Annotated in this window: 23 protein-coding genes and 1 other RNA gene; 13 read left to right on the top strand and 11 right to left on the bottom strand. The window is 34.7% G+C overall.

Annotated features, from left to right (window positions below; genetic code table 11):
• Nucleotides 1–225: 225 nt before the first annotated feature.
• The 3 genes from EG342_RS00180 (at nucleotide 226) to EG342_RS00190 (ending at nucleotide 3,767) form a co-directional block, all read left to right on the top strand.
• On the top strand, nucleotides 226–2,385 hold the full coding sequence (locus EG342_RS00180) for a T9SS type A sorting domain-containing protein (RefSeq protein ID WP_103294020.1): 2,160 nt from the start codon (nucleotides 226–228) through the stop codon (nucleotides 2,383–2,385).
• Between the two features lie 100 nt (nucleotides 2,386–2,485).
• On the top strand, nucleotides 2,486–3,376 hold the full coding sequence (locus EG342_RS00185; protein ID WP_103294019.1) for a DUF72 domain-containing protein: 891 nt from the start codon (nucleotides 2,486–2,488) through the stop codon (nucleotides 3,374–3,376).
• A 160-nt stretch (nucleotides 3,377–3,536) separates the two neighbouring features.
• Entirely contained in the window at nucleotides 3,537–3,767 is a 231-nt protein-coding gene (locus EG342_RS00190) for a hypothetical protein (protein WP_103294018.1), read from the top strand.
• Between the two features lie 58 nt (nucleotides 3,768–3,825).
• Here EG342_RS00190 and EG342_RS00195 read toward each other — a convergent pair whose 3' ends face one another.
• Nucleotides 3,826–4,326: a hypothetical protein gene (locus EG342_RS00195; RefSeq protein ID WP_246008698.1), complete on the bottom strand. Its 501-nt coding sequence runs from the start codon at nucleotides 4,324–4,326 to the stop codon at nucleotides 3,826–3,828.
• Between the two features lie 160 nt (nucleotides 4,327–4,486).
• Between EG342_RS00195 and EG342_RS00200 the strand changes: the two genes are divergently transcribed.
• Nucleotides 4,487–5,731 carry a porin family protein gene (locus tag EG342_RS00200; RefSeq protein ID WP_103294016.1) on the top strand — a complete coding sequence of 415 codons (1,245 nt, stop codon included), beginning with the start codon at nucleotides 4,487–4,489 and terminating at the stop codon, nucleotides 5,729–5,731.
• On the opposite strand, the gene EG342_RS00205 is transcribed toward EG342_RS00200, so the two are convergent.
• The 6 genes from EG342_RS00205 to EG342_RS00230 all read right to left on the bottom strand — a co-directional run bounded on the left by EG342_RS00205 (nucleotide 5,728) and on the right by EG342_RS00230 (nucleotide 12,006).
• Nucleotides 5,728–6,372, bottom strand: a complete 645-nt coding sequence (locus EG342_RS00205) for an HD domain-containing protein (RefSeq protein ID WP_103294015.1) — start codon at nucleotides 6,370–6,372, stop codon at nucleotides 5,728–5,730. The two genes, EG342_RS00200 and EG342_RS00205, sit on opposite strands and share 4 nt — an antisense overlap.
• Nucleotides 6,369–7,214, bottom strand: coding sequence for an alpha/beta hydrolase family protein (locus EG342_RS00210; RefSeq protein ID WP_103294031.1), 846 nt, complete (start codon nucleotides 7,212–7,214; stop codon nucleotides 6,369–6,371). Before EG342_RS00210 ends, EG342_RS00205 begins: the two co-directional genes overlap by 4 nt.
• Nucleotides 7,215–7,303: 89 nt before the next feature.
• The gene (locus tag EG342_RS00215; RefSeq protein WP_103294014.1) at nucleotides 7,304–8,194 is read right to left on the bottom strand and encodes a ribokinase; all 891 of its coding nucleotides are present in this window, start codon (nucleotides 8,192–8,194) and stop codon (nucleotides 7,304–7,306) included.
• A gap of 69 nt (nucleotides 8,195–8,263) precedes the next feature.
• The gene (locus EG342_RS00220) at nucleotides 8,264–8,899 is read right to left on the bottom strand and encodes a DUF4241 domain-containing protein (protein WP_103294013.1); all 636 of its coding nucleotides are present in this window, start codon (nucleotides 8,897–8,899) and stop codon (nucleotides 8,264–8,266) included.
• Nucleotides 8,900–8,908: 9 nt separating this feature from the next.
• Entirely contained in the window at nucleotides 8,909–9,295 is a 387-nt protein-coding gene (locus EG342_RS00225; RefSeq protein WP_103294012.1) for a GIY-YIG nuclease family protein, read from the bottom strand.
• Nucleotides 9,296–9,390: 95 nt separating this feature from the next.
• Nucleotides 9,391–12,006 (bottom strand): valine--tRNA ligase, encoded by a 2,616-nt coding sequence (locus EG342_RS00230; RefSeq protein ID WP_103294011.1) that lies wholly within the window; start codon nucleotides 12,004–12,006, stop codon nucleotides 9,391–9,393.
• Nucleotides 12,007–12,135: 129 nt separating this feature from the next.
• Here EG342_RS00230 and EG342_RS00235 point away from each other — a divergent pair, with 129 nt between their 5' ends.
• The 6 genes from EG342_RS00235 to EG342_RS00260 all read left to right on the top strand — a co-directional run bounded on the left by EG342_RS00235 (nucleotide 12,136) and on the right by EG342_RS00260 (nucleotide 15,763).
• Nucleotides 12,136–12,600: a DUF1573 domain-containing protein gene (locus EG342_RS00235; RefSeq protein WP_103294010.1), complete on the top strand. Its 465-nt coding sequence runs from the start codon at nucleotides 12,136–12,138 to the stop codon at nucleotides 12,598–12,600.
• Between the two features lie 231 nt (nucleotides 12,601–12,831).
• A complete protein-coding gene (locus EG342_RS00240; RefSeq protein WP_103294009.1) occupies nucleotides 12,832–13,701 on the top strand; it encodes a polyphosphate kinase 2 family protein in 870 nt (289 codons plus the stop codon).
• 149 nt (nucleotides 13,702–13,850) lie between these two features.
• A complete protein-coding gene (locus EG342_RS00245) occupies nucleotides 13,851–14,222 on the top strand; it encodes a hypothetical protein (protein ID WP_103294008.1) in 372 nt (123 codons plus the stop codon).
• A gap of 4 nt (nucleotides 14,223–14,226) precedes the next feature.
• On the top strand, nucleotides 14,227–14,778 hold the full coding sequence (locus tag EG342_RS00250) for a hypothetical protein (RefSeq protein WP_123868005.1): 552 nt from the start codon (nucleotides 14,227–14,229) through the stop codon (nucleotides 14,776–14,778).
• Nucleotides 14,779–14,798: 20 nt separating this feature from the next.
• On the top strand, nucleotides 14,799–15,176 hold the full coding sequence (locus EG342_RS00255; RefSeq protein WP_123868006.1) for a hypothetical protein: 378 nt from the start codon (nucleotides 14,799–14,801) through the stop codon (nucleotides 15,174–15,176).
• Nucleotides 15,177–15,232: 56 nt separating this feature from the next.
• Nucleotides 15,233–15,763: a hypothetical protein gene (locus EG342_RS00260; RefSeq protein WP_103294005.1), complete on the top strand. Its 531-nt coding sequence runs from the start codon at nucleotides 15,233–15,235 to the stop codon at nucleotides 15,761–15,763.
• 58 nt (nucleotides 15,764–15,821) lie between these two features.
• On the opposite strand, the gene rnpB is transcribed toward EG342_RS00260, so the two are convergent.
• An RNA gene (gene rnpB, locus EG342_RS00265) (RNase P RNA component class A) lies at nucleotides 15,822–16,143 on the bottom strand.
• A gap of 178 nt (nucleotides 16,144–16,321) precedes the next feature.
• Here rnpB and EG342_RS00270 point away from each other — a divergent pair.
• The 3 genes from EG342_RS00270 to EG342_RS00280 all read left to right on the top strand — a co-directional run bounded on the left by EG342_RS00270 (nucleotide 16,322) and on the right by EG342_RS00280 (nucleotide 19,277).
• Nucleotides 16,322–16,813, top strand: coding sequence for an RNA polymerase sigma factor (locus EG342_RS00270; RefSeq protein ID WP_045500386.1), 492 nt, complete (start codon nucleotides 16,322–16,324; stop codon nucleotides 16,811–16,813).
• A complete protein-coding gene (locus EG342_RS00275; RefSeq protein WP_103294004.1) occupies nucleotides 16,806–17,489 on the top strand; it encodes a beta-carotene 15,15'-monooxygenase in 684 nt (227 codons plus the stop codon). The genes EG342_RS00270 and EG342_RS00275 overlap by 8 nt, the downstream gene beginning before the upstream one ends.
• Before the next feature lie 162 nt (nucleotides 17,490–17,651).
• Nucleotides 17,652–19,277, top strand: coding sequence for an AMP-binding protein (locus EG342_RS00280; protein WP_103294003.1), 1,626 nt, complete (start codon nucleotides 17,652–17,654; stop codon nucleotides 19,275–19,277).
• A gap of 93 nt (nucleotides 19,278–19,370) precedes the next feature.
• Here the strand turns inward: EG342_RS00280 and rpoN are convergent, their stop codons facing one another.
• The 3 genes from rpoN to EG342_RS00295 all read right to left on the bottom strand — a co-directional run bounded on the left by rpoN (nucleotide 19,371) and on the right by EG342_RS00295 (nucleotide 24,937).
• Nucleotides 19,371–20,834, bottom strand: a complete 1,464-nt coding sequence (gene rpoN, locus EG342_RS00285) for an RNA polymerase factor sigma-54 (RefSeq protein ID WP_103294002.1) — start codon at nucleotides 20,832–20,834, stop codon at nucleotides 19,371–19,373.
• 159 nt (nucleotides 20,835–20,993) lie between these two features.
• Nucleotides 20,994–22,442, bottom strand: coding sequence for an asparagine--tRNA ligase (gene asnS, locus EG342_RS00290; RefSeq protein WP_103294001.1), 1,449 nt, complete (start codon nucleotides 22,440–22,442; stop codon nucleotides 20,994–20,996).
• A gap of 764 nt (nucleotides 22,443–23,206) precedes the next feature.
• Nucleotides 23,207–24,937 carry a helix-turn-helix domain-containing protein gene (locus EG342_RS00295; RefSeq protein ID WP_103294000.1) on the bottom strand — a complete coding sequence of 577 codons (1,731 nt, stop codon included), beginning with the start codon at nucleotides 24,935–24,937 and terminating at the stop codon, nucleotides 23,207–23,209.
• Nucleotides 24,938–25,026: the final 89 nt, after the last annotated feature.

Genomic DNA, 25,026 nt, shown 5'->3' on the forward strand with positions numbered 1-25,026 from the left:
TATATCAAATAATTTTTTTTAGCAAAATAACAGCCTATATATCTCAAGAAATACCTAAAAAAATCAATTTCTTCAATTTTTTCGCAAATTATTTTTAAACAAAATAAAAAACTTACGGTATAAAAGGCTACTGTTCAATTTGTTTTAAAAAAAGTGGTATCTTCATCACCAGATTGTACATGAAGGGATTCATACAAAAACTATCATAACTTAAAAACTCAAATAATGAAAAAAATTCTATTTACCTTATGGGTAAGCGGATTTTCCATCGCTTATTCCCAGAACCTAAACTTTTCTGATGCAAAATTCAAAGCATTGGTTGTAAGTGCAGCTTCAACGAATCAAATCGCAAAAGATTTTAATGGAAATTATATATCTGTAGATGTTAATGGAGATGGTGAGATCCAGCTTTCAGAAGCACAACAGGTGAAAGTACTCACGGTAAAGCAAGACCCTGCAAAAGTCTATATTGATCCCAATGGAAATACTTCTGATCCGGCTAATATAAGGACTGCCTATTATAACAGTCATTTGCCGGATGGCATTTCGGATGCGCTTCTTTTCCCCAATCTTGAAGAGCTTTATTTTTGGGATACCAAGGCTGCCAACATCAGTTTTACCAACAATTCAAAAATCAAAAAAGTACAGGGAAGGCCTTATTATTATGATTTATCACAAGGAGGGCAATATATAGCATCGCCAATTAATCTTTCTTTTAATAATTGTTCCGGGATTCAGAATATTGCTGATGTAATTGCTTATCAGACCAGTGGCAATCCATGGTCCTCTCTTGAAAATAGTTTAAGAATAAAAAACTGTCAGCAGATTAACAGCAATGCAACTATTAATGCTGCGGAACTCAGGGAACTCTATATTCAGAATTCTACGATTACTACTCTGAATTTTATTTCATGTAATTTTTTGGAAAAAATTGATGTTCCCAATTTGAATTCGCTGACAAAAATTTCAATTGTATCAGACGTTTCAACATCCTTATCCCCAAGCAGTCCTGATCCAAATATTAAGTTAAATGCCAATAATTGTACAAATCTGCAGGAAATTATTGCTGATACAGATCATTACAATTCTACGGGAGCTTATTTCTCGGAAGCACATCTTAATGGTTGTACTTCTTTAAAGAAAATAAAGGGATTGAATGCTCCATCCATTGATCTTAGTACGGCAGGACTGATTAATCTTGAAGAACTGGATATTTCCTTTTACAACAGATCAGGATATCGAACGACATCCGGGATTTATTTTGGCGATGCAAATTCATTAAACCTTGCGGGTCTTCCAAAACTTAAAATACTGAAGGCTTTCAATCAAAAAATCACCAATAATGTAAACTTCAGTGTAGCACAAGCATTGGAAAACATTGATATCACCAATTCTTGCGGTTATATGAATACGGTGAACGTTAGCAACCTTCCTCTTCTGCACACTTTAAAAACAGATCGTTTAATGACTGACGGGACTGAAGGTCCGGCTAATCTTCAGAATATTATTGCTAAAAATTGTCCTGTACTCACCAATTTTGAATTTAATAATAATGGGGATTTAAGAAAACTTGATTTGGAAAACTGCCCCGCGTTACAAAATTTGACGATCGGCTATCTTTCCGGAATTAATACGTTCTCCAACTTAGAAGAAATTAATCTTAAACAATGTACCGGAATGAAAGAAATCACAGTAAACTCAACGAAAATTTCTAGTCTTGATACAAAGGATTGCGTTGCTTTACAGTCTTTGCAGATGTCTTACAATGATCTTCTTACTGAAGTCAATATCTCAAACAATACCAATTTAGAATCATTGTCACTTGCTGCTTTACCTTTACTTACACAAGTAAACACATCAAATAATAGTAAGTTAAGAAATGTAAATTTTAATAATTGTGCTCAAATTAACCAACTCAATTTCTCCACTTTATCTTCCCTACAGGGAGTTACAATCTGGAATATGCCCAACCTCACATCTGTCAATCTGAGAAATGGTTCTATTGAAGACTTTATTGATTTTACCAATAACAATTCTAATTTATCAGTTTGTGTGGATGATGCCCAACTCAATGATATGCAAACCATGTATCCTGACATTACATTTACGACAAACTGTGATGCAACTTTACGTGCAAAAACATCAAAAATAAGGGCGAAACAAATCCAGGTTTTTCCTAATCCTGCAAAAGATATTCTACAGGTAAGTGCTGACACTCCTATAAAAAATATTAAACTTATTGATATGCAACAACGGGTTATTTTCGATGAGAATTTTAACCGGAATATGATAAAAATTGATGTTTCCGGCCACCCAAGTGGAGCTTATCTGATGAAGATCACCACTGAAAAAGATCAAAATATAGAAAAAATAATCAAGGAATAATCAGTTTTAACACAATTGTTTTCACCAAAAATCATAGAACTTTCTATGATTTTTTTGGTTTATATTTGTGTTTATTGTTTAACACTACAAAATTACAGATATGAAATTCGGACAAGTAGAAGACCCTTCCAAAATAGATTTCACCCTTCCAAAAGATCATCCAAGAACAAAAGAAATTTTAAGTCTTAATAAAAAAGGTCTTGAAAACATTTCTATCGGATGTGCAAAGTGGAATAAAACGGATCTTAAAGGATTTTATCCTAAAGGAACTAAAGACGAGCTGACCTATTATGCTACCCAGTTTAATTCTATTGAACTAAATGCTACTTTTTACGGAATGCCTACTCCTGATCAGGTAAAAACGTGGAAAGAAAAAACACCGGAAAATTTTAAATTTTTCCCTAAAATCACCAATACCGTTTCTCATTTCAGAAGATTAATTGACGTTACGGATCCGGTCACTCATTTCGCCTCTGCTGTTATTAATTTTGATGAAAAGTTAGGAATGGCTTTCCTTCAGCTTCATGATAATTTTAAGCCTAAAGATTATGACAGACTGGAAAAATTTGTCAAAGAATGGCCAAAAGAAGTTCCTTTAGCTATAGAACTTAGAAATACAGAATGGTTCAGTGACGAGGAAATTTTCAATACTACCTGTGACCTTTTTGAAGCTCATAACATCACCAATATTATTGTAGATACTGCCGGAAGAAGAGATATGCTTCATATGCGTCTCACGACTCCCCATGCATTTATCCGTTATGTAGGAGCTAATGCAGAAAGCGATTACGAAAGACTTGATGACTGGTTGAAACGTCTTACTCAATGGAAAAAAGAAGGCCTTCAAAATGTATATTTTTTTGTACATCAAAATATAGAGAAAGCGTCACCATTATTATCTGCTTACTTCATCAAAAAAGTAAATGAAGACTGGAAAACAGATATCCATATCCCGCAAATGGCAACTGAAAATACAGGGACTCTTTTTTAAGGAAAAATTAGAGTTATCCAAACTTTTCAGACCAGAAAATTTAAATAGACTAATTTTAATTTAGTCCTTAAAAAGCTGCAAATTCCTTTTTATATCGGAAAAATTTATACATTAGAGCCTGCCTTATTTCACGAATTAGGTAGGCTTTAAAATAAATATCATGGAAAAAGAAATTTGTAGAATTAGTATTGCCAGTAACTGGCTTGGTGATGAATATTTTTTTTATGAAGATCGAACAATAAAAAGAGTATACGATAATCACAGCTTAAACTCCAATAAGGTTGAATGGCTGGAACCCACCCAAATCAGCGAACAGAATAAGGATAAACTGGTAAAAGGCTGTCCGGAAGAATGTAAGGAGCAGATCATGCAGATCTTAGATTATCCCTAAATACAATAAACAACGAGCATCCATCATCTGCCTGTTTTACCCATTGCTTATTAATTAATTATTTATTTTTTCTCAGAAGCAATACTAAATTAAGGAATAGAAGGAGAAAATCAAGTGTAATCCAGATTCCTAGCTTTGTATTTTCATAATTGTAGGCATCTACTTGCTTTTTGGCAGCATCAGAAAGTTTCATGCTTTGATTGATATAATTCTGAACTTCTACAATCTGGTCAATATTCTTATTAGGAACCGAATGCTGTGAGAAGTACACAAGATTCTTTTTCCCCAAATATCCCGCAATCCAGTATTCATCAGACTTATCCATTTTCAGATATTCTACTCTGTAATATTCCGGACGTATTTTACCTATATGCTTAGGTTCAAGTGCACTATTTTTATCAACCTTATTGACATTGATCAGATAAAAATCTAATGTCTGCGGAAGTTTATTGACTACCTGCAATCCTACTGAGTTATCAACAAAGGCTACAGCACTCTTTTTGATAAACCAGTATGCGAAAAACGAAACCGAAAAAACTACAGTTAAAATTCTAAACAATTTTACCCATTTCGCTATCTCTCCTGATTTTACTTTATATAAAATCAAAGAAAGCACGCAAGCCCAAAAGATAATCAAAATGAAAAATACCATAATGCAAATATACTTCTTCTCTATATTTTTATTTATATTCGCGCCAAAATTTTAATTAAAATCAACCATGAAAAAGACACTTTCAGGCTTTCTTTTATTTTGCCTTACCTTGATTTATGCTCAAGTAAAATTTGAAAAAGGGTATATTATCAATAATGACAACGTCAAAACAGAGGTATTGATCAAAAATAAAGGCTGGGCAAGCAATCCTGATAATATTAGCTATAAATCAGAAGATAGCTCTGAAGAAATTACCGGAACACCATCTACGATCAAAGAATTTGGAATATATAATGATTCAAAATATGTTTCTTATAATGGTGATATGGATCGTTCACCGGATGATATTTCTAATCTTTCAAATTCCCAAAATCCTCAGTTTACTAAAAGTTCCGTATTCTTAAAGGAAGTGACTTCTGGTGCCAGAAATTTATACTCCTATAAAAGTTTTATTACCAGATATTTTTATTCGGGCGTGGATTTAAACATTCATCCTTTAATCTATAAAAAATACTTTTCAGAAGGTAACAAGTTAATGATAGCTACTAATGATGAATATATTGACCAGTTAAAAAATATCTTTTCCGATGATAAAGGTGTACAAGCCCAAGCAAATAATGCGCAATACACAACACAAAGCTTAACAAAACTATTTAAGGCTTATAATGGTAAGATACAGCCAGACTCCAATAATCAATCAAATAATGAAATTATTATTGAGAAGAAAAAGGAAATAAAATTTAACCTTACTATCAGACCTGGAATTAATTTTTACTCACCGCTAAAATTAGAAGACTCATTCTCTAATCCAGGATTTTCGTCAAAAACTAATTTTAGAATTGGTGTAGAAGCTGAGTTAATTCTACCTTTTAACAGAAATAAATGGTCCCTTATTATAGAGCCTACATTTTCTCAGTACTCTAACAAAAGAACAAGTGTTCAAGCTGATAATGGTCTTTATAATATTGCCATGGATAATTACTCATTTATTAGTATTCCATTAGGAGTAAGACATCATATGTACCTAAATGATAAATCAAAAATTTTCATCGATGCCAGTATTAATCTTTTCAATATAAAAACCAGCTCTTCCTCTACTATGGAGATAGAATATAATGGATATGTTTTTGATAAACTAGCCATAGCCAACTCTCATACTTTCAGAGGTTCTAGTTTTGGAATTGGCTATAACTATAATAATAAATATAGCATAGAAGGCAGAATTAATACCCCTGTCAATATATTGGATAAAGATCTTCCGTATGCCAATATTAAATACTTCTCCTTAATTTTAGGATATAATATTTTCTAATCAACATTCCATTCTTTATAAAACTGGTCGAGGAAATTCAACATATAATGATGTCTTTCTTCGGCTATTTTTTTTCCTTCTTCAGTATTCATCAGGTTTTTCAGAAGTAATAATTTTTCGTAAAAATGATTGATGGTAGTCCCATTAGATTTTTTGTATTCTTCTTTAGACATTCCTAAATTAGGTTCTACTGCAGGATCATACATCAGATTATTCTTGAATCCTCCAAAGTTGAATGTTCTGGCAATTCCAATCGCACCAATGGCATCGATACGGTCTGCATCCTGTACAATCTTAAGCTCAATAGGCGGGTTTTCCGGAGCCTGACTCCTGTTTTTGAAGGAAATGTTTTCAATCACAAACAAAACCTTTTGAATGGTCTCTTCTGACACATTTTGACTTTCAAGAAATTCTCTTGAAATTTTCGGAGCAATGGTTTCATCTCCGTTATGAAACTTAGGATCTGCAATATCATGAAGAAGTGCAGAGAGCTCTACCACCTCCTGATTACAGTCTTCTGTTTGGGCAATTTTTCTGGCCAGCTTCCAGACTCTTTCAATATGGAACCAGTCGTGTCCTGCTTCTGCTCCTTTCAATTTTTCTTTTACAAATTCTACAGTGTTGTCAATCGTACTTTTCATTTATCTATCAGTTCATTTAAAATAATATCCCAAAGTCTGCTATTATAGCTTCTAAAAAAATTGACATGCCCAATCTCATTTTTCTCAGATTCGGAAGTTTTCACAAGCCTGTATGTCGGTTTAAGGTTAGGATAGGTAGTATTTAAAAGACTTAACACGCCCTTTTCTGTAAGCCACACATCATCCTCTGCCCGAATCACAAATACTTTCTGCGTTAATTTTTTAGAATAGTCATCAATTTTTTCCAACAATCTGTTGGTTGATTTCTTGTTTAAAATTAAGGTTCTCCAGTCATATGCACAATTTTTTGGAAGACTTTCTCCAAGTCCGAACCAATTGGCAGGAAAATATCCTAGCAATGAAGTGGTTAAAGGTTGAACAATTCCGAATCCGAGATAGGCTTCAATTTTTGTCCTCAACTTTAAATTACCTACAAAAGCATTTTGTGTTCCCACAAAAATAAGTTCTTCAAATATTTCGGTATCTTCATTCATTCCTAAAATCAAAGCTCCTACAGAATGTCCCAAACAATATTTTTTGTACTCAGAAAAATCGGTTTTGATATAGTGAGTTAATGCTTTATAATCTTTCGATCCCCATATTCTCATCGAACCATGGAATCCTCTCATGTCTTTCGGCTTTGAAAGCCCTATTCCTCTGTAATCATAAGTAATAACGGTAAATCCCTGTTCTGAAAAATAGGAGGCAAAGGAAAAATATACTTGTTGCTTTACACCTGTTGCAGAGTTGATCAGCAGTAATTTTCCATTATTTTTTTCGGGCTTAAAAAGATGAACCGATAGTGTTGCACCGTCTTCTGTGGTCAGTATTAGTTTTTCCATATCATAAAAGAAAAAATCCACTATAAAAGTGGACATTTTAGCTATATTTTTATGTTAAGTTTTAAACTTTTGATATGTCGTAAATAGCTTTAAGACAGGAAATCTGATATTCTCGGCAATCCGGTTTGAGATCCTTTACCACCTGAAACCCTTGCTGAAACTTCATTTCCGAATTTCACACATTCTTCAATGGAATTACCATGACAAAGTGCGATAGCAAAACCTGAGGTAAATGCATCTCCCATGCCCATTTTGTAAACAGTCTCATCCTTATCATTTCTATAATACTTCATCTCTGTACCGTCAAAATAAATGGTTGAATTGGTATCGTCCCGAACGAATACTTTATTGAAGTATTTCGTTAAGACCTCTTCCCTTTTCTCTTCACCAAAGATGATATATAATTCGCTGCTTTTTGCTACAATAAAATCTACATTGGCTAAAACCTCATCACTTACCCTCATCGCCGGAGAGGCATACAAACCTATTTTGTTACCATATCTTTTAGCCTTTTGAACAGTATATTCTACGACCTCCATGGACACTTCAAGTTGAATAAGTACAAGATCTGCACTGTGAAAATACTTGTCAGCCTCATCGATGTGCGACTTATTAAGATATTTGTTGGCCGCCGGAACTACGACAATGGCTGCATTTCCGTTGCAAGTTGTTACATACGCTGTTCCTGTAGCTTCCCGGTCAGTTTCATGAACAAAACCGACATTTACATTTTCGCTTACAAGATTCCTCATGATCTGTTGTCCCAGAGGATCCATGCCTACGCAGCCTATAAAATAAACACTTGCACCCAGCCTTGATGTACCTACAGCCTGATTAGCGCCTTTTCCCCCGAAATAGCTATCTGAATTGACTGCTAAAACAGTTTCATTAGGTAACGGAAGCTTTTCCGTTTCTAAAACAAGATCTATGGAAGAGCTGCCTACAACAATAATTTTGGGTTGTTCTGATGAGAAATTCATTGTGTTTTTACTATTAGTTTTACAATTTATAACAGACGAAAATTCCGTATCAAAAATAATTAAATTTACTTAACTTATTTCAATAAATTCAGTTATTATCTTCACCGGCGATTGATCTTTATCATAAGCGATATAACTGGCATAAAATCCTTCCCCGTATCCGGTCTCAAAAGCAAATATAGTTCCAGGATGAGCTTCTGCAGGTTTTAAAAATGCATACTGGTCGATCGCCCCATTTTCATCAAAAAAATGTTCATGGAAAAATTCTTCATAGATTCCCATAAAATCACCTCCTTTATTTTGATATAGTTTTTGTTCCAATTCATTAAGGCTACCTTGTGTGTCTGCATCCATGAAACAGCCCATTCCGCTTTCTACAGGGTATCCAAAAACTTCTCCTTCTTTCAGTTCCTTTATATTCTGTCCCTTTGTAGTAGCCAATTTCCATTTTACAATTTCTGCCGTATTGAAAATAATTTCTGTATACGCTACACAATTGCTTTCTCTTTCTTTATGAACTATTACAGAAAAATCTCCTTTTGGAAATTCTTCAGAAAACGGAAGCATATCATTCGTGATTAAAGGATCACAGGCAACCAGCTTCCCACTGGACAGATAAATTTTACCGGTTTCAAAACTTTCCAGCAAAGGACTTTCTACAAAGTCTTTTGAAAATAGTTTTTGTATGTTTTCTATATGTGTCATATTATTCTATTACTTATTTTCAGTGTCAGGCTGAGCACAGATGAAAATCTGCGAACAAATGTTCACGAAGCCTTTTTGATCTTTCTTTTCAAAATTATCAGAATGACTTTCATTTTGACAAATAGATAATTCTTTTAATTTCTCCCAATTGTCATCAATTATTGCTTCTTTTTTATTTCTGCTCCAACCTTTTACCTGTTTCTCAAACGCAATGGCTTGATTTATGTCATTAAATACACAAAAGAAGACTAGTTCAACCGGTCTTCTTTTATGAGTATAGCTTTCAGGAAATTTACCTGACTGATGTTGAGAAAATCTAGTCTCAATATCACTAGTAACACCTGTATAATAGGAATTATCGGAACACCTCAAAATATATACGAAATATTGTTTCATCTTATTTCAAAAAGGCTTCGTGAACATTTGTTCGCAGATTTTCATCTGTGCTCAGCCTGACATTCCATCAAACTACTGAGTTTTATTTGTTTTAATTACAAACTTTTCAGCTTCTCTTCCAAAATCGCAATTTTGTCAAGAGCATCTTTTTGTTTCTTACGCTCTACCTCTACTACTTCAGGTTTTGCGTTGGCAACAAATTTTTCGTTAGAAAGTTTTTTATCTACTGAAATTAAGAATCCTTTTAAATATTTTAATTCTTCTTCAGTTTTAATCTTCTCTTCTCCTAAATCTAAGTTTTCACTTAAAGGAATTGAAACTTCTGTAGCACCCACCAGGAAAGTGAAACTCGGCTTATCCGTTTTCTGCCCGAAATGAATTTCAGAAACATTAGCCAATTTTCTTACCACCGCTTCGTTAGCAAATTCAGAAGCATTGGTAAATATCTCAGCGCTTTCTCTTGGTGATATTCCTTTTGTCTGACGGTAATTTCTAACTCCTGAAATCAATTCTGCTGCGGTTTCAAAATTTTTAATGATTGTCTCATCAAATGCCTCCGCTTCTTTCTGCTGAGCAACAACTAAGGCCTCCTCAATATTTCTTTCTGAAATCGTCTGCCATAATTCTTCTGTTAAGAAAGGCATGAACGGATGAAGCAACTTCATCAATTCTTCAAAGAAATATATAGTTTTATTATAAACCTCCTTAGAAATACCTTCTCCATAATTAGGTTTAATGGCTTCAAGATACCAACCGCAAAAATCATCCCAAATTAATTTATAAATCAGATGTAATGCATCAGAAATTCTGAATTTCTCAAACTGGTCGTTGATTTCAACAATCGTTTTATTTAATTTATTTTCAAACCATTCTATCGCCTGGTTATCTGTCGCAATAGCCGATTTCTCCTCATGATTCCACATATTGATCAAACGGAAGGCATTCCAGATCTTCGTCATGAAGTTTCTTCCCTGAAGCATTAAATCTTCATCAAAAAGAAGATCATTTCCGGCTGCAGAACTCAATAAAATTCCTACACGCACTCCATCAGCACCATATTTATCCATCAATTCAAGAGGATCCGGAGAATTCCCTAAAGATTTGGACATTTTTCTTCTCTGCTTATCTCTTACAATACCTGTAAAATAAACATTTTTGAATGGAACTTCTTTTCTATATTCCAATCCGGCCATAATCATTCTGGCTACCCAGAAGAAAATAATGTCCGGTCCTGTAACGAGGTCAGAGGTTGGATAGTAATAATTGATATCTTTATTTTCAGGATCAAGTAATCCGTCAAATACAGACATTGGCCACAACCATGAAGAGAACCAGGTATCCAATGCGTCATCGTCTTGTCTAAGACCTTCTATTGTTAACTCCTGATTTCCTGTCTTTTGTTTTGCTAATTCTAAAGCTTCTTCTTTAGTTTCAGCTACTACAAACTCTTCATCACCTGCTCCGTAATAATATGCAGGGATTTGTTGTCCCCACCACAACTGACGGGAAATATTCCAGTCACGGATGTTTTCCATCCAGTGTTTATAGGTATTTTTAAACTTCTCAGGATAGAATTTCACTTCGTCATCCATTACGACATCCAATGCCGGTTTAGCAATTTCAGACATTTTCAGGAACCACTGTACTGAAACTTTAGGCTCAATTACAGCACCTGTTCTTTCGGATGTTCCTACTTTATTTACATAATCTTCCGCTTTAAGTAAAAGATCTTTTTCTTCTAATTCTTTCGCGATCTGCTTTCTTACATCAAACCTGTTTTGTCCTGCATAGTGAAGACCGTGTTCATTCAAGTTTCCGTCATCGTCCAATGCATCAATCATTTTCAATTGATGTTTCTGTCCGATTTCATAGTCATTGATATCGTGCGCCGGAGTAATTTTCAAAGCTCCTGTTCCGAACTCAATGTCTACATATTCATCTTCAATAATAGGAACTACTCTGTTTACAATCGGAACGATTACGTTTTTACCCTTCAGGTGAGCATATCTCTCATCATTAGGATTGATACATACCGCAGTATCTCCGAAAATTGTTTCAGGACGGGTTGTAGCCACGGAAAGGAACTCTTCTGAACCTTCAATTTTATATTTAAGGAAATATAATTTTCCGTTCTGTTCTTTAAAGATTACCTCTTCATCTGAAATATTGGTTTTCGCTTCCGGATCCCAGTTTACCATTCTGTATCCTCTGTAAATTAAACCTTTGTTATATAAGTCTACAAAGCTTTTGATAACCTGTTGTGAAAGTTTATCTTCTAAAGTGAAACGAGTTCTGTCCCAGTCACATGAACATCCTAACTTTTTAAGCTGATCAAGGATTGTTCCCCCATATTTATTAGTCCATTCCCAGGCATGTTCCAGGAATTGTTCACGGGTAATATCAGACTTATTGATTCCTTCAGACTTCAGTTTAGCAACAACTTTAGCTTCGGTAGCAATAGAAGCGTGATCTGTTCCCGGAATCCAACAAGCATTAAAGCCGCGCATTCTTGCACGACGGACCAGAACATCTTGAATGGTATTGTTCAACATATGTCCCATGTGCAAAATCCCCGTCACGTTTGGTGGAGGAATGACTATGGTATATGGTGGTTTATCATTTGGTTCTGAATGAAAATACTTGTTTTCCAACCAGTACTTGTACCATTTTTGTTCTGTTTCTTGTGAATTGTACTTTTCTGAAATCTGCATAAATTCTAATTTCTTTGGCTTGCAATTTGCAAAAATAGTCTAAAGAAAAAAATTTTTAAGCATGAATTAAAATAATTTTTAACTTTGTTTCACAAAATTTATCTAACAAACATATTAACATTCAAGAATATGAAGAAATTAATCGCAGGAATTGCATTATTCGGAACATTTGCTCTTGCATCTGCACAAACTATTACGTTTGATAAAACTACTTTTGACTACGGTACTATTAAGCCTAGTTCAGACGGTACAAGATTTTTTACAGTAACAAACACAGGTGATAAGCCTTTGATTCTTTCTAATGTAAAACCTTCTTGTGGATGTACGACACCAGAATTCAGCCAGGATCCGATCATGCCGGGAAAATCTGCTAAGATCAAAGTTGGATACAACACAGCTCTTCCGGGAGGTTTCAACAAAATGATCGAAGTTTTCTCTAACGACCCTGCAAACAGCAGAAGCGTAATCTATATCAAAGGTAACGTAGATGCTAATGCTCCTGAGGCAAAAGTATTGACTCCTGCTGAGCAGAAAGAAGCAGCAAAAGCTGAGAAAAAAGCGGCAAAAGTAGCTAAGAAAGCTGCTGCAAAGTAAGCTTTACTCAAAAAAATAAAAGAACCGTCTCTATTGAGGCGGTTTTTTTATTACATTTATGGTAGTAGATGGTAAAAAGAAGGATTTCTCTGCAATTAATTTCTTTAGGTTTTGGCTAAGGCACAACGGAAAAAATTATTTCTTGCAGACAGACCAAGGTCCACTTCTATTGATGTACAGACTTTATCATTTATCTTTAAATATTTCTAAATCTCTTAATATTAAAAAAACATGGACACCAATTTTTCAGATGATTTCCAGGTAAATGGAAAATTTTCAATTAAAAAAACTTCAACATCTTATAAAGGTAAACTGACTAAGGATGAAGGCGTACAATTATTAATTAAAGAAAAAGAAAAGCTTCGTGAACTGCAGGAAAAACTCTATGCAGATGGCAGCCAGTCTCTTCTTGTAGTACTTCAGGCAATGGATGCAGCAGGGAAAGATAGTTTGATAGAACATGTTTTTGGAGGAGTAAATCCGCAAGGATGTAATGTAACGAGCTTTAAAACGCCAAGTTCTAAAGAATATTCTCATGATTTTCTATGGAGACATTATCTGGCACTGCCTCAAAAAGGAATGATCGGAATTTTCAACCGTTCACATTATGAAAGTGTTTTAGTATGTAAGGTACACCCTGAATATAATTTAAGTGAAAAAACTTGGTCTTCCGTAAAAGATTTTGACAATAAATTCTGGGAAAACAGATATGAAAGCATCAGAAATTTTGAGAAACATCTTTCTCAAAACGGGACAACTATTATTAAGATCTTTTTGCATGTATCTAAGGATGAACAGAAAAAAAGACTTCTGGACAGAATCAATGAGCAGGATAAAAACTGGAAATTCTCTACAGGAGATCTTCCTGAAAGAGCATTATTTGATCAGTATATGGAATCCTATGAGACGGCCATTAACGAAACAGCCAAGGATCATGCGCCATGGTATGTGCTTCCTGCCGATAATAAATGGTTTGCAAGAGTTGCCGCTGTTCAGATTATCATCGATACATTAGAAAAAATGAACCTTAAATACCCAAGTCTTTCTGATAAAGAGAAACAAGGGCTTATTGATGCTAAAAAGACCCTGGAGAGTGAATAAAATCAACTTACAATACATTCATAAGCAATTGAATAAATAAGAATATTTTTAATTAAAAAACCACTATCTCGTGAATATTTTACTATTTACGAGATTTTTTTATATATTTATCACCAGTGATTTTCACTATAATCATAAAAATTTTAACCATGAAAAAACAGTTCTTATTAGCTGTATTTGCCTTATTTGCTTTCATGTCATGTAACAATGAGAGTAATGCAGTAAATACAATGGAGAGTATGAAAACTCCGCAAATGGAAAACTTTGACAAGGCATTCAAAAGCCTTGGTAATCCCGAAAACAGACCTACCGAAGAGGAAAAAAAGAATCCTGAATTAAGTGACAGAGGAAAAGCACTTCTTCTACCGGCATCTAAAGAATTGATCCTTTCTACAGGAGTTACGGAAGCTGAATTATTAAGAAAAACAGGTGGAGATATGAGCGCGACAATCATCTGGGCCAGCCAGATCTACACAAAAAAAAGTGAAGAAATCCGTAAAAACATCAAATCTGAAAAATAATACCATGAAAAAAATCATCACATTATTAAGCCTTGTTGCTATGACCACTGCGTATGCACAGGGAACACTTATTATTAATAATTACTCGGCTTATGATTTTTATGGCCATATACTGGCTTTTAATATGACGTCACCATGCTATCCGAGAGTCGCCAACAATCTTCCTATTACCGTACCGGCAAATTCTAATACCGGGAATGGAAATCAGCTTCAATACGACAATTACAGAGATCAATTTACAACATCTCTATATCCACAGTCAGAATGGACGGTCTCAAGTTCGCCAAATATTACGGATCTCAGACCCTGGAATTTCCCATTGTTAGATCCGGCTTCATCATTTGCAGCAAGTACCAAATGGGGATTAGCCAAATTCGGGATGGTATATGCGGGCACCCACAACAATGTGCCTAATTTCAGTGTTAACATTGCTGTTGCAGGAAATCCGTGTTATAATTCACCTGTTGATTACACCACTCCAAATGGAGCTAATTATACCAATATATTTACCATTACCAGCGGTAGTACTTCAATCACTTATCTTCAGATTTATTAATGAATAATAAAAATTTAACTATGAAAAAGCATTTATTGTTATCAGCTTTTATTCTTACAGGTTTAGTTTCCTGCAGTAATGAACAGTCGGTCATCAACACTGCAGAAAGTATGAAAACTCCGGAAGTAGAAGCCTTTGATAAGGCGTTTACAAGCTTAGGAGATCCTAAAAATCAACCTACGGCAGAAGAAAAAAGAAGAAATTCTGTAGAATTGAGCGATCGAAGAAAGGAAGTTATCCTTCCGGCTTCTAAGGCATTGATTACTTCTACCGGGATTTCTGAGGCAGAAATGAACAGCAAAACAGGAGGTGATAAAAACAAAATTATTGCCTGGGCACTTGATATTAGTTTTAAAAAGAAGGAAGAAATATACAAAACGATGAAAGCCGGTAATTAGAATACGCCGCTTTTTCAGACTCAATATTTTTAATCTATCACATTTAAATTATAATCATGAAAAAAATAATAGTACTTACTTTCTTATTTTTGGGTGTATTTTGTTTCTCTCAGAATCAAAATAACGTCCTTGCCATATTCAATAAAACTTCATATACCATTCAGGGGAGAATGGGAGCAGGCAACCCTAACCCTCCTTATTACCCTTTTGTTATTCCCGTATCAACCAGTCCATCCGGTTTATACACTATTCCTCCTCATACAGATACCAAGTTTGATTCCCTTAATACATCCGGAACTGCTATAGTACCGGTATACCAATGGGAAGTTCTTTCTGCTCCCCAGAATTCAACGACGTATCCTTACAATCATCCTATCATTTCAAGTGTAATGAACATTGTAAAATGGGCTTACTATGACTTCTTCACGGTAGATACCCAGGGAAATGTTATAGATCATTTTAGAATGGGAGATCCTGTTCTAAGTCCGTCCAGCAGCACTATTGTATATGGACAAAATATGCCCAACATCCATGCTGAATGGGTTCAGTATGCTGATTTTATAGCCTTAACCATCTATGAAAACTAAAAAAATAAGCGGAGAACATTCTCCGCTTTATTTTTGAAATTGATTATGCTTAATAAAAATCACGAGAAAATCTATAAGCCGGATTTTGTACTTCCGAAGAAGTGCCTGTTATTTATCTACGTTTTACATTGCTGCAAAACTTGAGCTGATTACCCCTCGGCTTTCAGGACGAGCCGCCCCTATTTTCATTACTGAAAAGAACCGATATACTTACCATTGCACCGCAAAGAGTTTACCTGGTTTCACTACAGCCGAACTGTACCTGCTTTCTGTTGCACTTGTCCTACCCTCACGGGTGACGGATGTTATCCGCTTTGCTGCTCTATGGTGTCCGGACTTTCCTACCTCCCAAACGGGAAATCAACAAGCCGACTTTCTCGTAAGTGCAAAGATAGACAAATTTTGTGGGAAAAGGACGAAAGCCCAAATGACAAATAATCCTGAATTTAGAAGCCAGGAATCTTATTTGCTTTGTTCCTTTTAACCCTTTTACGATTTTACCATTATTAATTTTCACTAATTACCACATTATTATTATCTTCGTGCCATTATACATCTATGGATTCCAGAGAAAAAGAATTTGCGCAACTCATCAAGGATAATCAGGGTTTGATTATTAAAGTATCGCGCTTATATACTAATTCTCTTGAAGATGAGGAAGATCTTTTCCAGGAGATTGTTTTACAACTCTGGAGAAGCTATGATTCTTTTAAAGGAAATTCCAAAATTTCCACATGGATGTATCGTGTAGCGCTCAATACAGCCATTACCCTCTTTAGAAAAAAAAGCAAAAGCCTTCCCACCAATGAACTGGACATCAACCACAAAGATTTCGTGGAAGATGATGACGAAAAACAACAACAAATATCGCTTTTGTATACTGTAATCAAGACTCTTCCAAATATTGAAAGAGCCATTGTCATGATGTATCTTGACGATCTGCCTTACAAGGATATTGCAGAAAACCTCGGAATCACGGAAGTCAACGCACGTGTGAAAATGAACAGATTAAAGAAAACCCTTAAAGAACAGATGGAAAAATATGCCTGAATTTGATTTAGATAGTTTTAAGAAAACATGGCAGGAACAACCTGTACAGCCAAAATATGACAACCAAGAGATTCTTCAGATGTTGAATAGAAAGTCACGTAATTATGTGAAGTATATTTTCTGGATCAGCGTTATAGAATTCTTATTCTTTTCTGTATTGGGACTGTTCTATTTTTTCCAGGAGGAAGAATCGGAAAGTTTCCGCAAGATGCTGGAAAGATTTGGTGCTCAGGAAGCTCCTGAGGTTGAAACCAACTTCGGTCATGTGTATCTCGGGATTAAAATCTTAAGCTTACTGATTACGGCTTATTTTGTATTAAAGTTTTATCAGAATTATCGTAAAATAAAGATTGAGGAAAACCTTAAAGGGCTTATTACCAGAATTATCAGTTTCAAAAAAACGGTTAATGCTTTCATCCTGATCAGTATTGTATTACTGATTGTATTTACTATTATACTGATCGCTTTTATATTTTATACCTTAAATTCTCAAAATATAGAATCCAGCAGTTCCAATATTACGATCATGATTGTCAAAATTGCTATCAGTACCTTACTGACAGTATCTTTAATCTGGGGATATTATAGAATTGTTTACGGAATTATTTTACGTAGGCTAAGTGAAAATCTACAACAATTAAAAGAGATTGAGAGCAGCACAGAACAAAAATCATAATCTGCTTACCATAATAGCTTTACATTTCATCATCAATTTAAGTTAAAAAAGCTCCCCAAAAACATTAAACCACTAAAAGAAACAGATTCACAGGAAAATTAGTGGGCATAGGCTATAGTTCAAGATTTTATTATTATTTTTATTTCACCAAATCTTTTTACTATGCCTTTATCTTATGTATATGGAACTTCTGAGGTTCCATTATTAGGACAGACTATTGGAGGAAATCTCAAAAGTACTGTCGAAAAATTTCCCAACCAAGAAGCTTTAGTCTGTGTTCATCAGGATTACAGAGCTACCTATCAGGAGTTTTACAATCAAACAACAGCGATTGCCAAAGCTTTGATATTTTTAGGAGCAAAAGCCGGCGACCGAATCGGAATCTGGGCTTCCAACCGCTATGAATGGGTGCTTCTACAATATGCCACTGCCAGAATTGGAACGATTCTGGTGAACATCAACCCGGCATACAGGACTCATGAACTGACTTATGTTCTTAATCAGTCTGAGATCCGTTTCATTTTTTCTTCTTTGCATTTTAAAACAAGCAATTACAGAGAAATGGTAGAATATGCCAAAGAGGTTTGTCCCAGTCTTGAACATGAGATATTCTTCGATGATAACTGGGAGGATTTTGTCAACAACGGACAGGATATTTCGGATGAAGTTTTGCATAGTTTTGAGGAACATGTACAGTTTGATGATCCTGTGAACATTCAATATACTTCAGGAACAACAGGGTTTCCAAAGGGAGTTACACTTTCACATCACAATATATTAAACAACGGATATTTCATTGGTATACGATTAAAATATACGGAAAAAGACAGAGTTTGTATTCCTGTTCCTTTTTACCATTGCTTCGGAATGGTCATCGGAAATATATGCTGTACTGCTCACGGTGCCTGTATGGTTATTCCCAACGATAGTTTTGATCCGGACATTACCTTAAAAGCGGTTTCAGATGAAAAATGTACGTCTTTATATGGTGTTCCGACAATGTTTATCGCTGAGCTGGCGGTAAAAGATTTTGATACCTACGATTTTTCAAGTTTAAGAACCGGCGTTATGGCAGGTTCAGTTTGTCCGCCTGAAATTATGAAAAAGGTGGAAAATCTGATGAATATTAAAGAGATGAGTATCTGCTATGGAATGACCGAAACATCGCCTGTATCTACTCAAACCTTAATCGGTACACCCTTGGAAAAACAGGTAAGCACCGTAGGAACTGTTCAGGATCATCTTGAAATCAAGATTGTTGATGAAAATGGAAGGATTCTGAAACGCGGAGAACATGGCGAACTTTGTACCAGAGGATATTCTGTTATGCTGAAATACTGGAATGATCCTAAAAACACCAAAAAAGTACTGGATGCTGCCCGCTGGATGCACACCGGTGATATGGCTGTAATGGACAAAGACGGATACATTACCATTTCCGGAAGAATAAAAGACCTGATTATCCGGGGTGGAGAAAATATCTCCCCTAAAGAAATTGAAGATTTCCTGTATACCTATACCCACATTCTGGATGTTCAGATCATTGGAATTCCCAGCGAAAAATTTGGTGAGGAAGTAATGGCCTGGATCAAGGTGAGAAAAGGATTTACCATCACCGAGGAAGAATTGCAGGAGTACTGTAAAGGACGAATTGCTCATTACAAAGTTCCAAAATACTGGAAGTTTGTAGATGACTTCCCCATGACTATTTCCGGAAAGATAAGAAAAGTTGAAATGCGGGAAATTTCTATGAAAGAATTGGGGCTGGAAAATGTGAAAAATTTATAACTAATTTCCTGATAAGGATAGATCTTGCGATCAATTTTATAAAAAACAAAAGGTGAACATCAGATGTTCACCTTTTTATATGTTGGATACTATTTAAAGTTCTTTTCTTAACCTGGCAACTGGAATATTGAGCTGTTCACGATATTTTGCAATCGTTCTTCTAGCAATATTATATCCCTGCTCTTTTAAGATCACCACTAAGGCATCATCTGTCAGCGGTTTTCTCTTATTTTCTTTACTGATCACTTCCTGAAGATGAGTTTTAATCTCTTTGGTAGAAACTTCTTCACCATCATCATTCGTTAAGCTGTCTGAAAACAGATCCTTTAGATAAACAATTCCGTTTGGAGTATCTGCATATTTGCTTTTTACGACTCTGGAAATGGTAGAAATATCAAATCCGGTAATATCGGCAACATCTTTTAAGATCATCGGTTTCAGCGATTTTTCATCTCCTGTGATGAAATAATCTTTCTGGAACTTAACGATCGCTGTAATCGTCTGCAATAAGGTGTTCTGACGCTGATTAATCGCATCAATATACCACTTGGCAGCATCAAGCTTTTGCTTAATAAATAATGCAGCCTGTTTATGTTCCGATGAATTTTTATCGTGTGAATAGGTTGTAAGAATATCTTTATACTCTTCAGAAACTCTTAAAGTAGGCGCATTCTTGCTGTTAAGCATAGGAATCACAAGACCATCTTTCACCTGAATTACAAAATCCGGGATAATTTCCTGATTAATCGTAATTGTCTGAGTATCAAAGTTACCTCCTACTTTTGGAGACAATTTTGATATTTCATCCAGCGCATCTTTCAGATCATCTTCTTCAATATCGTATTTCTGAATAATCTTGTTATAGTGTTTATTGGTCAGTGCATCAAACTGATTTCTCAAGATATTTGCAGCTAAAGAAACAGCCTTATCTGAGCTTACTTTCTTTTCAATCTGTAATAATAAACATTCCTGCAGCCCTCTTGCTCCTACACCTGGCGGATCAAGTTTCTGTACATAATTTTCCAGGATATCATCAACTTTTTCCTTGGTTGTATAAATTCCCTGTGAAAAAGCCAGATCATCAACAATAGATTTGATCTCTCTTCTGAGATATCCGTCTGTATCTAAATTTCCAATAAGATATTCAGCAATCTTAAGATCTTCTTCACTGATATTTACAAGGTGAATCTGTTCTGTAAGATAATCGTATAAGGATTGTCCCTCTGTGAGAAGGCTTTCATTATCAAACTCTTCATCATCCGGAGAGTAGTTGCTGGACGCGGTTTTATAGCTTGGTTCGTCGTCATAAATATATTCATTGACGTCGAAATCTGTTTCAATGCTTTCTGTACCCTCATCCTGATAAGCGTCTTCTAAAGAAGAGTATTCATCTTCTTTAGAATCCTCCTTTGCAATTTCCAAAGCAGGGTTTTCTTCTAACTCTCTCTCCAACTCCTCTTCAAATTCAAGAGTATGCAGCTGAATCAGCTTCATCAACTGGATCTGCTGAGGGGCCAGTTTCTGTCCTAATTTGAGTTGTAAGTGTTGTTTAAGCATATTCGTGTTTGCGTTTTAACATAACATATTCTACGAATTTAATAAATTAATTTGATAAAATACGCATTTAGCATGATTTTTGCATGATACCTCTTATCATAATAAACTATTAAATAATAAAAAAAGCCTTAAATTTTCATTAAGGCTTTTTTTATTGTTCTAGAATTCAGCGCTTTTCGGCGTCCTTGGGAAAGGAATAACGTCTCTGATGTTAGTCATTCCTGTTACGAAAAGAACAAGCCTTTCTAACCCTAAACCAAAGCCTGCATGCGGTACAGAACCAAACTTACGGGTATCAAGATACCACCAAAGTTCGTGCTCATCAACATGCATATCTGTCATTTTTTGTTTTAAAACATCTAATCTTGCTTCTCTCTCCGATCCACCGATGATTTCACCGATACCAGGGAAAAGAACATCCATTGCTGCAACAGTTTTGTTGTCATCGTTCAACTTCATATAGAAAGCTTTGATTTCTTTCGGATAGTCAAATAATACTACCGGGCTTTCAAAATGTTTTTCAACAAGATATCTTTCATGCTCAGACTGAAGGTCTGTTCCCCACTCTTCAACAGGGTATGCAAATTTTCCTTTTTTATTTTCCTTCGAGTTCAATAAAATCTCGATTGCTTCCGTATAGCTTACACGCTTGAAACGCTTAGCAACGACATTTTGAAGTTTTTCGATAAGACCTTCTTTTGCTCTTTCTTTTTCCGGTTTTGTTTTTTGTTCTTCTTCAAAACGTTTATCAAGGAATTCAAGATCATCTTTGCAGTTGTCTAGCACATATTGAATCACATACTTCAGGAAATCTTCTGCAAGGTCAATATTATCCTCAAGGTTGTTGAAAGCCACTTCCGGCTCAATCATCCAGAATTCCGCAAGGTGTCTTGTTGTATTTGAATTTTCAGCACGGAAAGTAGGACCAAATGTATAGATTCTTCCCAATCCCATGGCTGCAGTTTCTCCTTCAAGCTGTCCTGAAACAGTAAGGTTTGTCTTTTTACCGAAGAAATCCTGTGCAAAATCAATTTCACCTTCTTCAGTTTTTGGCATATTGTTCAGGTCAAAGTTGGTTACTCCAAACATTTCTCCCGCTCCTTCTGCATCTGCTCCTGTAATTACCGGTGTATTGATATAGAAAAACTGATTTTGGTTGAAGAATGAGTGCACGGCAAAGCTCACTGCGTGACGCACTCTGAAAACAGCTCCAAACAGATTTGTTCTGAATCTCAGGTGTGCCTGCTCGCGAAGTTTCTCCAGACTGTGTTTCTTTGGCTGAAGGATGGTGCTTTGAAGCTCTTCAGTAAAGTTATCTCCTAAAATAATGATCTTTTTAGCGATAATTTCTACAGACTGTCCTGCTCCCTGACTTTCTACGACTTCACCTACTACTTTAAGCGAAGAAGCTGTATTAATTTTTTTGATGACCTCTTCATCAAAATTTTCAAAATCAACAACTACCTGCAAATTATTAATCGTAGAACCATCATTAAGTGCAATAAAGCGATTGGCACGGAATGTTCTTACCCATCCGTAAACTGTAATGTCATGATGTAATACTTTCTTGTAATCCTTTAGGATTTCTTTGATCGTTTGCTTTTTCATTTGTTGATGATAAATTTTTTATGTAAAAATTAATGTCTGCAAAGTTACAAAAAAACAGCGCAACTTGATGATTGCGCCGTCCTTAAAATCATTTAACAAGCATTAAAACTTTTCAATTCAGGAAATCTATTATTTTTGGCTACTTTTTATTCGTTCCCACATTCCCTTTTTCACCTTAATAGAATCTTGAATTTTTATAAAAATCCGTCCTTATGTAAACGAATATCACTTTTAAAAAGAATAAAATTATTTACTCTGAGTTTTCATGGTTTAGTTTTATCCTGTATAGAAATGGTTATTAGTTTTTTGTGATATTCTTTATGTTTCAGACAAAAAAATTGGTTTAAGGTCATTCATCCGGTTCTAATTTTTGATTCTCATATTTAACTATTGTGAATGGATCGAATGACCTTTTTCTAATACTTTATAATTTTAAATGATTACTATTTTTTTACGTACCTAACTTTTTCTCAATAATTACTTCATCCTTTTACCTCTTTTTTTTAACTGTTATTATTCTCAATTTTCAGTTCGATTAATTTTTTGTCATACAATTCCTGACATGGAGTTTTGCTGATCAGCCGTTTTATAATTTTCATTTTATACTGTGCACGTACAAAACAAAAATGTTGTGTGTTTTTACCTGGAACAAAGATGCAGCAAGAAGAAGAATGATACAAACAAATAGTCTATAGATTCATAAATCTATATAGCTAAAATCATGAATCTATAATATTAAATAACTTAAAATAAATGAGTTATAATTAATTTACTTTCATTTCTTCAATTTCTTTCAAGTAAATAGAAAGTGGTGTTCCGGTTCGTTTTTTGAAGGCTAAAGTGAAAGCCTGCTCATTATTGTAGCCTAATTCTTCGGCAATAAAAGGGATTTTATAGGACCGGAATTTTCTATCGGTCGCCAATCTTCTGATGGCATAATCGATGCGAAGGTCATTAAGGTAAGTGGCAAAATTCTTCCCTTTATAAGTGTTGATAATTTCTGATAAATATCGGGAATTCGTCTTTATTTTTTTGGCAAGTGCGCCTAATGTAATTCCTCTGGTTAAAAACTGCTCTTTGCTTTCAAAAGTTTCAAGTTCTTTTAAAATAGCATGAGCGATATCTTCAGAAATAGTTTTGCTTGTCTTATCTTCCGCATGTTCATCTTCTACCGAAAAAGGATTCGGGAGAAATCCTGTTTTTATCTCCTGATCTTTTTTAAATTTATTTTCATTGACGGAATGAATCAGATCCTGTGCAATTTTTTTGTATTTCTTTTCTGTTCTTTTATACTTAAAATAAAAGTTGATAAATAATAAGTGAGACACCAGTAAAAGGCTCAGGACAATATAAAAGAGGGTCTTTCTGTTTTGAAGTTCAGCAGCAATACTTTCTTTTTCCTCCTGTAATTTGGGAGTATCATATCTTCTGGGTAATTCACGGGATATATATCTGAACTGCGAATGAAGGATAGGATCTACTTTAAAAAACCTTTCCACATAATACAATTGCTTTTCTTTGTCCTTTATTTGTCTATAATGATCAATAAGATAACTGTACATCTCACGCAATTCCGGGTATACATAATTTGTTTTTTGAACCAGAGAATCAACTGTAGCAAAATACGCTATCGCTTTATCTTTTTCCTGAAGACCTGCATAGGATTTCCCTAAGTATAACAAAGTATAATTTTCGTTTCTTTTGCTTCCATTACCACTTTCAAAGAAATATTTTTTACATTCTAATAGATTATCAATGGCCTTCTGATATTTTTTTGACTGCAAATTATAATAACCCAGCAAACCCAGGTTCTGATGGTAACTATAGACATTTTTATTTCTTTTGGAAATTTGCAGACCTTCCTGAATCAGAATATAAGCAGAATCCATTTTATTGATTTCAATATAAGTATCTGCAAGGTTTAATCTCATATTATTCCGCTCATCTTCATTCATATAATCGCCATTGTAGAGATAATACCGGAGCGTTTTGGCAGTTTCGGCGTGTTTTCCTATATAGTTATTCATGTAGGCTATGCTGATATCTGCCATGGCAATCTGCCTTTTATTCTTTTTCTCTTTGGCATATTTCAGACCTAGCAAATAGTTATTCAATGCCGCCTGGAGGTTATTGGACCTGTAATATAAGTTTCCTCTTAATAAAAAGGTTCTGGCAGGATAGTAATTTTCCTGGGAGTTTTTTGTAATAACTTGTAAGCTGTCAAGATACTTTAAAGCATTGGGTAAAGTTTCATCAAGATGTAACATGACATATCCTTCAGCAATCTGAGTGGTATTTTTCTCAGATTTTGCCTTTTTCACATAATACTTTGCAATACTTCTTTTACCGTCTATATCATCCGGTTTACTATTATAGAACGCATTTTCAAGTTCCTGGTAAGTGTTTTTTTCCAAGGGCTTTTTTCCGGCAGTATTGCTTTGTGCATTCAATATGTTACTTAGAATGAATAACAGGATAAAATATTTTATTCTCATCAGTTTTTCCAGGGTATCTTACAAAAATATGATTATTGGATACAAGTTGCAAAAAAGACAGCTTAACTTGTAATACTGCCTTTTAAAAT

It is taken from the genome of Chryseobacterium lactis, assembly GCF_003815875.1.
Taxonomy (GTDB): domain Bacteria; phylum Bacteroidota; class Bacteroidia; order Flavobacteriales; family Weeksellaceae; genus Chryseobacterium; species Chryseobacterium lactis.

What these genes read in the sequence shown, in the direction of transcription:
- EG342_RS00180 (WP_103294020.1), top strand. Translation starts at nt 226, where the DNA reads ATGAAAAAAATTCTATTTACCTTATGGGTAAGCGGATTTTCCATCGCT.
- EG342_RS00185 (WP_103294019.1), top strand. Translation starts at nt 2,486, where the DNA reads ATGAAATTCGGACAAGTAGAAGACCCTTCCAAAATAGATTTCACCCTT.
- EG342_RS00190 (WP_103294018.1), top strand. Translation starts at nt 3,537, where the DNA reads ATGGAAAAAGAAATTTGTAGAATTAGTATTGCCAGTAACTGGCTTGGT.
- EG342_RS00200 (WP_103294016.1), top strand. Translation starts at nt 4,487, where the DNA reads ATGAAAAAGACACTTTCAGGCTTTCTTTTATTTTGCCTTACCTTGATT.
- EG342_RS00205 (WP_103294015.1), bottom strand. Translation starts at nt 6,372, where the DNA reads ATGAAAAGTACGATTGACAACACTGTAGAATTTGTAAAAGAAAAATTG.
- EG342_RS00210 (WP_103294031.1), bottom strand. Translation starts at nt 7,214, where the DNA reads ATGGAAAAACTAATACTGACCACAGAAGACGGTGCAACACTATCGGTT.
- EG342_RS00215 (WP_103294014.1), bottom strand. Translation starts at nt 8,194, where the DNA reads ATGAATTTCTCATCAGAACAACCCAAAATTATTGTTGTAGGCAGCTCT.
- EG342_RS00220 (WP_103294013.1), bottom strand. Translation starts at nt 8,899, where the DNA reads ATGACACATATAGAAAACATACAAAAACTATTTTCAAAAGACTTTGTA.
- EG342_RS00225 (WP_103294012.1), bottom strand. Translation starts at nt 9,295, where the DNA reads ATGAAACAATATTTCGTATATATTTTGAGGTGTTCCGATAATTCCTAT.
- EG342_RS00230 (WP_103294011.1), bottom strand. Translation starts at nt 12,006, where the DNA reads ATGCAGATTTCAGAAAAGTACAATTCACAAGAAACAGAACAAAAATGG.
- EG342_RS00235 (WP_103294010.1), top strand. Translation starts at nt 12,136, where the DNA reads ATGAAGAAATTAATCGCAGGAATTGCATTATTCGGAACATTTGCTCTT.
- EG342_RS00240 (WP_103294009.1), top strand. Translation starts at nt 12,832, where the DNA reads ATGGACACCAATTTTTCAGATGATTTCCAGGTAAATGGAAAATTTTCA.
- EG342_RS00245 (WP_103294008.1), top strand. Translation starts at nt 13,851, where the DNA reads ATGAAAAAACAGTTCTTATTAGCTGTATTTGCCTTATTTGCTTTCATG.
- EG342_RS00250 (WP_123868005.1), top strand. Translation starts at nt 14,227, where the DNA reads ATGAAAAAAATCATCACATTATTAAGCCTTGTTGCTATGACCACTGCG.
- EG342_RS00255 (WP_123868006.1), top strand. Translation starts at nt 14,799, where the DNA reads ATGAAAAAGCATTTATTGTTATCAGCTTTTATTCTTACAGGTTTAGTT.
- EG342_RS00260 (WP_103294005.1), top strand. Translation starts at nt 15,233, where the DNA reads ATGAAAAAAATAATAGTACTTACTTTCTTATTTTTGGGTGTATTTTGT.
- EG342_RS00270 (WP_045500386.1), top strand. Translation starts at nt 16,322, where the DNA reads ATGGATTCCAGAGAAAAAGAATTTGCGCAACTCATCAAGGATAATCAG.
- EG342_RS00275 (WP_103294004.1), top strand. Translation starts at nt 16,806, where the DNA reads ATGCCTGAATTTGATTTAGATAGTTTTAAGAAAACATGGCAGGAACAA.
- EG342_RS00280 (WP_103294003.1), top strand. Translation starts at nt 17,652, where the DNA reads ATGCCTTTATCTTATGTATATGGAACTTCTGAGGTTCCATTATTAGGA.
- rpoN (WP_103294002.1), bottom strand. Translation starts at nt 20,834, where the DNA reads ATGCTTAAACAACACTTACAACTCAAATTAGGACAGAAACTGGCCCCT.
- asnS (WP_103294001.1), bottom strand. Translation starts at nt 22,442, where the DNA reads ATGAAAAAGCAAACGATCAAAGAAATCCTAAAGGATTACAAGAAAGTA.
- EG342_RS00295 (WP_103294000.1), bottom strand. Translation starts at nt 24,937, where the DNA reads ATGAGAATAAAATATTTTATCCTGTTATTCATTCTAAGTAACATATTG.